Source organism: Pseudomonas brassicacearum subsp. brassicacearum (assembly GCF_008801605.1).
Lineage (GTDB): Bacteria > Pseudomonadota > Gammaproteobacteria > Pseudomonadales > Pseudomonadaceae > Aquipseudomonas > Aquipseudomonas brassicacearum.
In genome coordinates, this window is sequence record NZ_VZPJ01000001.1 from 887041 (window position 1) to 899095 (window position 12055).

Below are 12055 nucleotides of genomic sequence, written 5' to 3' on the forward strand. Positions count from 1 at the left end.
GCCAGCGGATCAGAAGCGCGCCTTCACGGTCATGGTGAAGTTGCGCGGCTCACCGTAATAGTTACCGAAACCCTCGGTACCGATGGTGGTGTAGTAGCGCTTGTCGAACAGGTTGTTGCCATTGAGGGCCAACGACCAGGTGTCATCGATGCGGTAGCCGACGCGGCCATTCCACACGGCATAACCGGCCTGGGTGATCTTCTCGCCCGTCGCTGGCGATACCCGGAAGTTGTCGCTTTGGGCATTGACCCCGGCACCGACACTGAACCGTTCGAACGCTCCGCCGAGGGCATAATCGCCCCACAGGCGCAGCACATGACGCGGCACATAACTGTTGAACGAACCACCGTTGAGGCTGGTGTCTATGTCGCTGAGGGTCTTGGTCTGGGTGTAGGTGTAGCCGGCAAGCAGTTGCAGGCGCTCGATGACTTCACCGCTGATCTCGGCTTCGAAGCCCTGGGCGCGAACCTTGCCGGCGTTCTCATAGCAGTAACCGTCCGAGGACGCACAACTTGAGTTGTAGTCGGTCTGGGCCTGGTCTTTCTGCAGCGTGCGGAACAGGTTGAAAGCACTGTTCAAGCGTCCCTCGAACCACTCGCCCTTGATCCCCAACTCATAACTCTCGCCCACCAGGGGCTTGAGCGCCGCGCCGCTTTCGGAGCGATAGTTGCCCTGGGGCGTGAAGATATCCGAATAACTGGCATAGGCCGTCAGGTGCTCATTGAGGTCCAGCAGCACGGCGGCAAACGGCGTGACCTGGCCGGTCTCCGTGCTCTTGGCGTGCTCCGAACCACCCGTGAGGAACACCGAGTCGGTCTTGGAGCGGTACCAGCTCACCCGACTGCCGACGACAAAGGTCAGCGGGTCCGCCAGTTTCAGGCGAAGGGTCGAATACATGCCTTGCTGCTGGGTAACGGTCTTGACCGGGCCACCGCGCGTCGAGTTTTCGATGAAGTAACTGTCGTCCGGTTCGGGAATATGTCGATCCGGATCGAACACGTTCTGCTTCTGTGGCAGCAGTGCCACCGAGAAGAAGTCATCCTTGTCCGAACGACTGGCGTTGAAACCAACGATCAATTCATGTTGCTGCCCCAGGGCGTCGAACTTGCCGTCCAGGTAGGCGTCGAGGCCGTAATCGACCTGGTCGTAGTCGTACATGCTGCCCAGCAGGTTGGTGGTCGAGGTGCCTGGCGCCACCGAACCCGATGCAAAGGCGTATTTGATGTCCTGGGTATTTTTCGTATAGACACCGGCTACCTTCACCGCCCAGTCGTCATTGAGCTGATGCTTGAGATCGCTGAACACCGTGGTCCGTTGGCTGCGCCAAGTGTTCCACGACGGATCCAGGCAAGTGGAACGGCTGAGTTTCAGATCGCTGCCGTCGCGGTAGCGAGGAAGCCCGCCCCAGCAAGGGCTTGCATCAACGTCTTCATAGGCAACGCCCACGCCGAGCGTCGTGTCGGGCGACAGATCGAAATCCAGGGCACCGTAATAAATCTGGTCCTTGCGCCGGGCATCGTCGTAGAAATAATGCCGGCTCTGCTCGGCGATCACCGCCCTGCCCCGCACGGTGCCGGAATCATTCAACGGGCCACCGGTATCGACCTGCCCGCGGTAGTTGTCCCAAGTGCCGCCCGAGAGGCTGAGTTCGGTCTGGGCCGTGGCCTGGCCACGCTTGCGGACAAAATTGACGCCACCGGAAGTACCGCCCGCGCCTTTCATCATCCCTGCGGCACCGCGCAGGACTTCGACCCGGTCGTAATAAGCCATGTCGCTGCTGAAACTGTCGGCCTGGACATAGCTGTTGCCCATGTCCAGCGGAACGCCGTCGTATTGATACTGACCGGACATCCGGAACCCACGGGAATAGAAATACTTGCCGCCCATGGTCGAGTCGTAGACGGTGATGCCGGGGGTCTTTTCCATCACTTGATCGATGGTGTTGAGGTTCTGGTCATCGAGCATCTTGCGGGTGATCACCGTCACCGACTGCGGCGTTTCGCGCAGGGATTGCTCGCCCTTGCCGATGGTCACCGCGCCCGTCGTGTAGGAACCACTGTTCTCGGTGGTCGCCCCGAGCATCTGTGCCTCGATGCTGGTTGCTCCCAGTTCCATGACCGAACCGTTGGCAGGTAACCGGCGCAGCACGTACGTGCCGTTGGCCTGGGGCTCAGCTTGCAGGCCGCTCCCGCCAAGAATGCGAGCGAAGCCGTCAGCCACGCCGAAAGAACCTCTCAGGCCGGGCGATTGCAGATCCTCCAGTTGCCGGGCATCAAACGAAAGGGCGACACCGGCGGCGCTGGAGAAACGGGTCAGCACATCCACCAGGCTGCCGGCGCCGATATCGTAGGCCTGCACCGAACGCTGCTGCACCGAGGCGCCTGGAACCGGGTTGGCATTCACGGCCGTGGCGCCGGCGGTGGTGACAGCCAGCAAGCCGATTTTCACTGCAAACACCAGACGGCCTGGCGCGCTTACCCAAGGCATATTTCCCCTCCCCAAAACGGTCGATAAAAACTCACTGAGGAAGAGCCGAACGATGAGGCTGAAAAGTGCAGGGGCGGATATTTTTATTACACAGCGTCACCGCCGCTCGCCACCTGCGACCTGGACCCAGAATCGGCTGTAGCGCGTCACCCGCAACGAAAAGCCGCTCTCCAACGCCGCCAGGGCGAGGTCAGTGTTATCGACAGGAAACACACCGGAGACCTTCAAGTCGCCAATCGCCGGGTCCCAGCGCAGCACACCGGGGCGATAGCGCGACAGTTCATCCAGCAGCGCCGCCAGGGGACGGTCAATGGCGATGATGCTGCCCTTCTGCCAGGCACCGACCGACACATCGTTGCCCCGCAACGTGCCCAGCGACCGCTCATTGAAATCCAGGCGCTGGCCGGCTTCGACCCGCCTCCTTGACCCCATCGCCGACAGACTCACCTCGACCGCTTTCTCCAGCACCGCCACTTCGCCGCCTCGCACCTGACCACGGACGATAAACCGCGTGCCCAGCGCAAGCACCTCGACCGGCCCCGTCACCACTTTGAACGGACGCTGCAAGGGATCGACCGCCGTCGTCACAAGCACCTCACCCTGCAACAACTCCACGAGCCGCTGCCTCCCATCGAAACGAACATTGATCGAGGTATCGGTGTTGAGCAGGACCGTGCTGCCATCAGCCAGTTGGAACTCGCGACGCTCGCCCACGGCGGTGCGGTAATCGCAAAACAGGTTTTGGCTTGCCTGACTGCGCCAGCCCAGCCAGCCCAGGCCGCCAGCGGACGTCAGCAGCAAAACGCTACGCAATACCTGGCGGCGGGATCGATGGTGGGCGTCGCTCAAGGTCGGTGCGGCCAGGGCGCCCGGTACGCTTGCCATCTGCTCGGCCACTGCCGCCATGCGTTGCCAGGCTTGGCCGTGCAGCGGATCGGCAGCCAGCCAGGCGCGCCAGTCGGCCCGGTCCGCGTCGGTGGTGATACCGGAATGCAGCCGGGCGTACCACTGCGCCGCCACGCGAATGGCGTGCAACTCTTCAGGGGGCAGGTTCATGAAAGCTGCAGTTGAATCTGCATCAGGCAGCAATGCTCCATGGCCTTGGCCATGTGATTGTTGACCGTGCGTACGCTGACACCCAGGCGTTCGGCAATTTGCGGGTAAGTCAGGCCATCGAACTGCGACAGGATGAACGCCTGCCTTACCCGCGGCCCCAGCCCCAGGAGCAAGCGGTCGATCTCCATCAGGGCCTGGAGCATGATTGCCTGCTCTTCCAGCGAGGGGTGCTGCTCTTGCGGCATGGCCGCCAATACTTCGAGGTAGGATTGCTCCAGCGAGCGACGGCGAAACAGGTCGATCAACAGCCCTTTGGCGATCATCGACAGGTACGGTCGTGGCTCACGGATATCCAGCGCAGTGCGCGCCTTGATGACCCGCACAAACGTATCCTGGGCAAGGTCCGCGGCATCGAAGGTGTTGCCCAAACGCTTGCGCAGCCAGCCCTGGAGCCAACCATGATGATCACTGTACAGAACGTCGACAGCACTGCGTAGGGACAGATCGTTGGCGGACATGGCAATGGAATAATTCGCGACTGATAATGACTCGCATTGTCATGGAGCCTATCGCCGCTTGCAACCCAAACATGCCCGGCCACCACCCACTCGCTGGAATGACTCAGTTCATGGAGTGACTTTTTACCGTGCTTTCCACCAGATCCAGCATCTGTCCCAGCGCCCAGGGCTTGGCGATGAACGAAGCGTGATGCTTGATTCCCGCGCTTTCCGGGGTCTCGAAACCGGACATGATCAGCAGCGGTATCTGCGGCCAGCGGTCGCCGGTCAGGTTGGCCAGGTCCGCGCCGTCGATCTTTCCGGGCATGGTGATATCCGTGAGCAACAGGTCGACGTAATGGGCGCTCTCTTCGAGAAACGTCAACGCCGCGTCGGCGCTTTCCCGAGGCTCCACGACAAACCCTTCCTCCTCGAGAATTTCACAGAGGAACTCCAGGATGGTCGGATCATCTTCCACAACGAGAATCAAACGTGTAGTCGCCTGGCCGTTGCCATTTGGCATCGAATTCATGAAAGTGACTCTCCTTGACCTCATAAAACCTTCTTTGCGGCAGCAACCGCCTTGAAGTTATGAGCAATCCCCCTGCGAGAAATTCATTCTGTGTGCCAACAGGCCGCCGAATGTCATGCCAGAGCCGTCCTGGCAACGCAGCGCAACGCTTTTTATCTGTATATCCATACAGATAAAACTTGCCCTGGCGCGCATCCATGACCATGCTACAGCCCCATGAAAATCTGCTCGGGAAAAGGGCGCTATGCAGCTGTACCTGTGTGAAAAACCGTCCCAGGCCAAGGACATCGCCGCCGTGCTCGGTGCCACGCGCCGTGGCGACGGTTGCTGGCTGGGCCCTGGCATCACGGTCACCTGGTGCATCGGCCATCTGCTGGAAACCGCCCCACCCGACGCCTACGACGCGCGCTACAAGCGCTGGGTACTGGCCGACCTGCCCATCGTGCCGGCGCAATGGAAAATGACCGTCAAGCCGAAAACCGCCAGCCAGTACAAGGCGGTCAAGCGCCTGCTGGGGGAAGCGAAGGAATTGGTGATCGCCACCGACGCCGACCGCGAAGGCGAAATGATCGCCCGGGAGCTGGTGGAACATTGCCGTTATCGCGGGCCGATCCGGCGGCTATGGCTGTCGGCCCTGGACGAAGCATCGATCCGCAAGGCCCTGGCCGCCCTCAAGCCGGGGGCCGAAACCTTCAACCTGTATCACTCGGCGCTGGGCCGTTCCCGGGCCGACTGGCTGGTCGGCATGAACATGAGTCGCCTGTTCACCCTGCTGGGGCGCCAGTCCGGCTACCAGGGCGTGTTGCCGGTGGGCCGCGTACAGACACCCACGCTGCGCCTGGTGGTGGACCGCGACCGCAGCATCGCCGACTTCGTACCGATCGCCTATTGGGCCATCGACGTGCAGCTCAGCCACGAAGGCACGGCATTCACCGCCCAGTGGCGCGCCGACCCGGACGCCTGCGACGACCAGGAGCGCTGCCTGAACCAGGCCCTGGCCCGAGACGCGGCCATGGCCATGAGCAACGCCGCCAGCGCCCGGACGCTGAAAGTGCGCACCGAGCGTCTGCGCGAAGCGGCACCCTTGCCCTTCGACCTGGGCACGCTGCAGGAAGTCTGCTCGAAGAAACTCGGCCTCGGCGCCCAGGAAACCCTGGACATCGCCCAGTCGCTCTACGAGACCTACAAGCTCATCACCTACCCTCGCAGCGATTGCGGTTTCCTGCCCTTGAGCCAGCACAGTGAAGCACCAGCCATCCTGGCCGCCCTCGCCCAGGCCGACCCAAGCCTTGCACCGCTGCGCGAGCACCTGCAGCCGCAACGCAAGTCCCGGGCCTGGAACGACGCCAAGGTCAGCGCCCACCACGGCATCATTCCCACCGCCGCCGCCAGGAACCTCGACAAACTCGCCGGCAAGCAGCGCGCGGTCTACACGCTGATTCGCGCGCGCTACCTGGCGCAGTTCCTGCCCAACCACGAATACGACCGGACCCAGGCCGACTTCGACTGTGCCGGCCAGGCGCTGCGGGCCGTGGGCAAGCAGATCGTCGAACCCGGCTGGAAACGCGCCCTGCCCGAAGCGCTGGCCCCGGCCAGGGGCCGTGAAGCACCGGCGCCGCAGACCTTGCCGGCGCTGGCCGAAGGCCGCGACTGCGCCGTGGACGAGGTGAAACCCAAGGACCTGTGGACCCAACCGCCCAAGCCGTTCACCGAAGGCGACCTGATCAAGGCGATGAAGAACGTCGCCAAACTGGTAGAAGATCCGCTGCTCAAGCAAAAGCTCAAGGACACCACCGGCATTGGCACCGAAGCGACCCGGGCCTCGATCATCCAGGGGCTGCTCGACCGCGGTTACCTGGTGAAAAACGGCAAGGCGCTGTCCGCCACCCCGGCGGCCTTCAGCCTGATCGACGCCGTGCCCCGGGCCATCGCCGACCCGGGCACCACGGCCATCTGGGAGCAGGCGCTGGACATGGTGCAAAGCGGCGAAATGAGCCTGGAGGAATTCGTGACCCGACAAGCCGCCTGGATGAGCAAGCACGTCGCCCGCTGCCAGGGCATGAGCCTGACCATCAGCGGCCCGGCCAGCCCCGCCGGGCGCGGCGCAACGCCGTGGAAAAACAAACGCAAGCCGGCCAAGCGCAAGGCTGGCGGCGCACCGCGCAAGGCGAGCAAGGCCAAGGCGACCTGAGCAGCGGCTCACCGAAGACATGGAACCTGTGGCAGAAGATCTGTGGGAGCAAGGCTTTGTGGGAGCAAGGCTTGCCCGCGAAGCAGGCGACTCGGTTCCAGATCGACCGTGTGATCTTCATCGCGGGCAAGCCTTGCTCCCACAGATAAGTCCGCGCCTTCGCCAATTTTTCATACCCAAACCGTTTTGTCCGACAATATGTAGTGACCAAAAATAATCACTACAAAACCGTTGACGCCTCCGATTTGCCCTTGCATGATGCAGACGTCTCCCCGATCGGGAGTACAGGCAACTGTTTGAGCAAGCTCGTCTGACCGCCGAGCTGTTTTTTGGATAAGGGACTGCCCACAAGGCAGATTGAAGGTGCTGACCTGGCCTGACCGTCCGGTAACAAGGACGAGAAACGCCGGCGATCAATCCTCATGACGCGCGTGGTTCGACCCTCGAAAGTTGACACTGCCTGAAGATTCTTCGCTGTTTCTCTTCGTTGTAGCGCATTTGCGTAGCAGCCCTTCGATAAGACTACACAACCGATGCACGACCCTGTCGAAGTTCGACGGAAGAATGCTGACGGCCTGGTTTCGGTAGCAGGCAGGTACTTACCGAGTAGCGAAGTTTTTGCGAACCACCAGACAGATCAACCAAATGGTCAAGGGGCTTACACATGAATCTGAATAATCAACCATCTATTGATGAACTGGCTCGCATATTCGCAGCACACAAGGACACTCTCGACAGCCATATCCTGTGGATCAGCAAGACTGGCCAGGTGCATATGGACTGCCTGTCGCCCTACACCCGCGAAGACGAGTTCGAAAAGAACACGCAAGAGCTGGGTGCCCGGCTGAAGATGTACCGTCGTGGCCAGGGCTACGTTGGCAAGAAGGCCGCGGCCGACAAAGACTTCATCGGTCGCGTGTTGCAAACGCTGACCCAGGCCTGGCAGTCGATGCAGAACACTTCTGAGGTCCGGGTCATCGACCGCCTCTGCTGATAACCACTCCACAAAAAGGCCCGCTCCTGATCCAGGAGCGGGCCTTTTTTTGTGAGGCAGGTTCTAGAACACCGACCAGCCGATCCGCTGGCTCATCAACTCCAGCGCCGCCATGCCGGCCAGGGAGTTGCCGGCGACGTTGAGCTCAGGCGACCAGACGCACACCGTGAACCGCCCCGGCACTACGGCGACAATCCCGCCACCGACCCCGCTCTTGCCCGGCAGGCCGACGCGATAAGCGAAATTGCCGGCCTCATCGTACAAGCCGCTGGTGGCCATGATGGAATTGACCTGCTGGGTTTGCCGGGCGCTGAGGATCTGTTCGCCGCTGTGCTTGCAGAACCCGTCGTTGGCCAGGAAGCAGAATGCCCGTGCCAGGTCGACACAGCTCATCCGCAGGGCGCAGTGGCTGAAGTAACTGCGCAGTACCGCTTCCACATCGTTATGGAAATTGCCGAACGATTGCATCAGGTACGCCATCGCCGCGTTGCGGGCGCGGTGCTGGTATTCCGATTCGGCGACCTTGCCGTCCACCATCACCTGTGGGTTACCCGACAGACGGCGTACGAAATCGCGCATCGACAGCGCCGGGGCGGCGAAACGCGACTGGTTTATATCGCAGATCACCAACGCGCCGGCATTGATGAACGGGTTGCGTGGTCGACCGCGTTCGAATTCCAGTTGCACCAGGGAATTGAACGGTTGGCCGGACGGCTCATGGCCCAGGCGCTCCCAGATCGCTTCGCCGGAATGCCCGATGGCCTGCACCAGGCTGAACACCTTGGAAATACTCTGCACCGAAAACGCTGTTTCGGCGTCGCCGGCGCAATACAACTCGCCGTCGTTGCCATACACGGCAATGCCCAACTGGTTGGGCGCCACAGTGCCCAGGGCCGGAATGTAGTCGGCCACCTTGCCCTGACCAATCAGGGGGCGAACCGCATCGAGGATCTCGTTCAACAGTGCTTGCATATGCGCGGGGTCCAGTCATTCCCCGTTCGAGTGCGGGGATACAGACGCTAGACGCTGGTGGGCGAGGTCAGAGCACACTGATTATCAAGCTTCAGGCACACAACCCTCCGGCAAGGGGATCTGTGGAAGCAGACTTTGTGGGAGCAAGCGCTTTCACAGGCGCTTGTCACAAAATCGAGCGGTCTATAGTTCAAAGGATCAATCGACAGGAGCAGACGATGCGCCAGATCATGCAAAAAGAACCCTGGTGGGCCTCGCCGCCCAAGCCCGGGCAGGATGAAAGCGAGCTGGAATGGGGCTGGCTGGTGATCTACAGCGAAGGCGAGCCGCGCTTCGAGTTCATCAAGGAACGCCCATCGGACGAGCAGATCCGCCAGCGCAAGGGTTGCCGCGTCACCCTCGGGTCAGAATGAGCCAGCCCGTCACGGCTTGATGTCCGGCAATGCCACCGCGCGATTGGCCAGCTCCGCCTCCACCAGGTTGCCTTCTATTTCCTCGTCCAGGTAGTACACCGGCGCCATCACCCCGCTGAGGGGATGCTTGAGCGACCTGAACCACGCCTCATCGAACGCAGCGCTCAGGCTTTTGCGGATTTCTGCCTCCATTTCCGGCCGCTCGCCCTCGTGGATGATCGCGCGAATACCCGCCACGCCCACCGAGATCAACGCCCCGGCCGCCTTCCCGGCCACCGCCGCCGCCGCGCCGGTCGCCCCTCGGGTGGCAAATTGCGCCTCGATTTTTTCGCTGGTGCGTTGCGCCACCGTTGCGATCACCGCCTCTGAGGGCCCGGCACCTGTGGTAGCGGCCTTGTTGACGTGGTCGATCAGGGCCGCATAAGCCGGCAGCGTGTTCAGCGGTTCGGTATGCACCACCTCGTACAACGACGCGTTACGCGCCGCCGGCGGCCCCAGGTTGATGGCAGGAATACCGTGCAGGCGCCGGTTCATCAGTTCGTTCGGGATTCGATGCCGCAGGGCGATGACCTGGACCTGCTGATTGAGCTGGCGTATGTAGTAGTCCGTCGCGGCAGCCCTGATCGCCTCGGGATCAATTTCCACCGCCACCGGTTCCAGTACCTGCTCGCGATATTGTTCTTGCAGGTAAACCGCCAGGCGCCTGGCCGAGGAATCCTCCTCAGCCTTGGCACTGGCGGCATACCAGCTGACCTTCACCGCCAGCCATTCCTGGGTCCAATAGCTGCTGAACCAGGGGATGAACTCAGCCTCGGTGCGCTCATAGACCAACAAACGCCAATGCTCCATCGACCCGCGGGCGTAGAGCCCCGCCTTTTCGATAGCGCTTTTCGATGCTGCGATGATCTGCTGGTCCACCTGTCGCCAAGTGGCCTGGTCAATCGTCACCGTGGCAGCCTGTTGACCGCGCTGCGGCGTGGCGCACCCCGCCAGAACGAGCAAAACGGCCAGCACCAGCGAACGCAGCACGATCGCGCCACCCCGGATTCAGGTCACCCATGGGGTTGAGTATAGGTCGCGAGAACAGTAAAACCTGTGGAGGCAAAAACCTATGGGAGCAAACCTGTGGGGGCAAAGCTTGCTCGCGATAGCGGTGTATCAGCCGACATCAATACTGCTGATACACCTATCGCGAGCAAGCTTTGCTCCCACAGGTTTCATCTCGCAGTTTGCGAGTATCCTTTGTCGATCCCTAGACCTTGCAGGGCTTTGATGACCAAGCTCCTCGAACGTCTTCGCCAATGGGCCAGGACCCTGAAACGCCAGACCATGACGCTGTGGTTCTGCTATCGCCATCCGCAGACGCCCTGGCTGCCCAAATGGATCGCCGTTATCGTGGTGGCGTATGCCCTGAGCCCCATTGACCTGATCCCGGATTTCATCCCGGTATTGGGTTATCTGGATGATGTGATCTTGCTGCCCCTGGGGATTTGGTTGGCGCTTCGCCTGACGCCGCTCGCAGTGCTGGCAGAATGTGCAGCCAAGGCCCGACAATGGCAGGAAAACGATGGCCAGCGCCCGGTGAACAAGCTAGCGGCGGCGTTGATTGTGCTGGCCTGGATAGCGACACTGGCAGGTACCTGGTTCATGTTCTACGGCGGTCCCGTCAATACCGGCTGAAACCATGCATTCGGTTCAGGGGGCTCAGCCCAGCGCCGTGTCGAGAAACATCATTACCGCAAACCCCATCATCAGCCCCAGAGTGGCCGGTGTTTCATGGCCGTTGCGGTGGGTTTCGGGAATCACTTCGTGGGATACCACGAAAATCATCGCCCCCGCCGCCAACCCCAGGCTGATGGGGTACGCGATGGCGACACCCGATGACATGCCCAGGCCAATCACCGCGCCCAGTGGCTCCATCAACCCCGAGCCGACCGCGATGAGCGCGGCACGCAAGGTGCTGATACCGGTAACCCGCAGCGCCATGGCAATGGCCAGGCCTTCGGGGATGTCCTGGATAGCGATGGCGGTGGTCAGGGGCAGGCCGACCTTGAAGTCGCCGTCGGCAAAACTGACGCCGATGGCCATGCCCTCCGGCAAGTTGTGCAAGGTGATGGCAAGCACGAACAGCCAGACGCGATTGATACGTTCGGCCTGGGGCCCACGCCGGCCACTGAGTTCGTGCTCGTGCGGCACGAAACGGTCCAGGCCGATCATCAGGGCGACGCCCAGGCCCAGGCCGACCACGACGACAAACGCGGCAAGCAACTGATTGCCGCAGATGACCTGTGCCGCTTCGATGCCCGGCAGGATCAATGAGAACGAACTGGCGGCGAGCATCATGCCGGCGGCAAAACCCAGCATGATGTCCTGGGTACGCGAGGCGATATCGCGCAGCACCACTGCCATCAACGCACCCAGGGCGGTGGCGGCAAAGCCCGAGGTACCGCCCAGCACTGCGTAGCCCAGGTTTTGACGATTGGCGCCAACCAGGGCGTTGTAGCCACTGTAGAGCAACAACGCGGCCACCAACGCCAGCCCGAGCCAGAACGTTACCCCCAGCAACAGGTTGTCTTGCACGGGGTTGAGCCAGGTGCGCCAGGGAGATCGACTCCGGGAGGTGGGTTGGTCCATCGAAGGTCCTTACGGGTGTTGACCAAAACATGGCTGATCGTGCTCCTAAACGGTGGCAACGATCAAACATAATATCCAGGCAAGGAAGCGCCGCCCTCGCCGTTTTTTATAGTCGGAGGAAGTAACAGGATGATTTATCTTTTATTCAATAAACGAGACGAACGGTGATTAACTCACCAATTAACCCATATTTTTAACGAACAAAGCGAAAAGACTGTAAAGCCCGGCAGTAGTTTAAACCCGGCAAACTCGGCTATATAAACCAATGGGGCCCCATGC

Annotated in this window: 11 protein-coding genes; 4 read left to right on the plus strand and 7 right to left on the minus strand. The window is 61.3% G+C overall.

The window, feature by feature from the left end; genetic code table 11:
• Positions 1 to 9: 9 nt before the first annotated feature.
• The 4 genes from F7R20_RS03880 to F7R20_RS03895 form a co-directional block, all read right to left on the minus strand.
• The gene (locus tag F7R20_RS03880; protein WP_003200146.1) at positions 10 to 2487 is read right to left on the minus strand and encodes a TonB-dependent siderophore receptor; all 2478 of its coding nucleotides are present in this window, start codon (positions 2485 to 2487) and stop codon (positions 10 to 12) included.
• A gap of 96 nt (positions 2488 to 2583) precedes the next feature.
• Complete coding sequence (locus F7R20_RS03885) at positions 2584 to 3543, minus strand: FecR domain-containing protein (protein WP_003200145.1); 960 nt, start codon at positions 3541 to 3543, stop codon at positions 2584 to 2586.
• Entirely contained in the window at positions 3540 to 4061 is a 522-nt protein-coding gene (locus F7R20_RS03890) for a sigma-70 family RNA polymerase sigma factor (protein WP_003200143.1), read from the minus strand. Before F7R20_RS03890 ends, F7R20_RS03885 begins: the two co-directional genes overlap by 4 nt.
• A gap of 103 nt (positions 4062 to 4164) precedes the next feature.
• Positions 4165 to 4572 carry a response regulator gene (locus F7R20_RS03895; RefSeq protein ID WP_003200142.1) on the minus strand — a complete coding sequence of 136 codons (408 nt, stop codon included), beginning with the start codon at positions 4570 to 4572 and terminating at the stop codon, positions 4165 to 4167.
• Positions 4573 to 4816: 244 nt separating this feature from the next.
• Here F7R20_RS03895 and F7R20_RS03900 point away from each other — a divergent pair, with 244 nt between their 5' ends.
• Together F7R20_RS03900 and F7R20_RS03910 are read left to right on the plus strand one after the other, a co-directional pair.
• Positions 4817 to 6763, plus strand: a complete 1947-nt coding sequence (locus F7R20_RS03900; RefSeq protein WP_003200140.1) for a DNA topoisomerase III — start codon at positions 4817 to 4819, stop codon at positions 6761 to 6763.
• A gap of 664 nt (positions 6764 to 7427) precedes the next feature.
• A complete protein-coding gene (locus F7R20_RS03910) occupies positions 7428 to 7757 on the plus strand; it encodes a hypothetical protein (RefSeq protein ID WP_003200138.1) in 330 nt (109 codons plus the stop codon).
• Between the two features lie 63 nt (positions 7758 to 7820).
• Here the strand turns inward: F7R20_RS03910 and glsB are convergent, their stop codons facing one another.
• Positions 7821 to 8729, minus strand: coding sequence for a glutaminase B (gene glsB, locus F7R20_RS03915; RefSeq protein WP_003200136.1), 909 nt, complete (start codon positions 8727 to 8729; stop codon positions 7821 to 7823).
• A gap of 218 nt (positions 8730 to 8947) precedes the next feature.
• On the opposite strand from glsB, the gene F7R20_RS03920 reads away from it, so the two are divergent.
• Positions 8948 to 9142, plus strand: coding sequence for a hypothetical protein (locus F7R20_RS03920; RefSeq protein WP_003200134.1), 195 nt, complete (start codon positions 8948 to 8950; stop codon positions 9140 to 9142).
• Positions 9143 to 9151: 9 nt separating this feature from the next.
• On the opposite strand, the gene F7R20_RS03925 is transcribed toward F7R20_RS03920, so the two are convergent.
• The gene (locus F7R20_RS03925; protein WP_003200131.1) at positions 9152 to 10171 is read right to left on the minus strand and encodes a hypothetical protein; all 1020 of its coding nucleotides are present in this window, start codon (positions 10169 to 10171) and stop codon (positions 9152 to 9154) included.
• A gap of 243 nt (positions 10172 to 10414) precedes the next feature.
• Between F7R20_RS03925 and F7R20_RS03930 the strand changes: the two genes are divergently transcribed.
• A complete protein-coding gene (locus F7R20_RS03930; protein ID WP_003200130.1) occupies positions 10415 to 10822 on the plus strand; it encodes a YkvA family protein in 408 nt (135 codons plus the stop codon).
• Positions 10823 to 10846: 24 nt separating this feature from the next.
• Here F7R20_RS03930 and F7R20_RS03935 read toward each other — a convergent pair whose 3' ends face one another.
• On the minus strand, positions 10847 to 11776 hold the full coding sequence (locus tag F7R20_RS03935) for a ZIP family metal transporter (RefSeq protein ID WP_003200128.1): 930 nt from the start codon (positions 11774 to 11776) through the stop codon (positions 10847 to 10849).
• Positions 11777 to 12055: the final 279 nt, after the last annotated feature.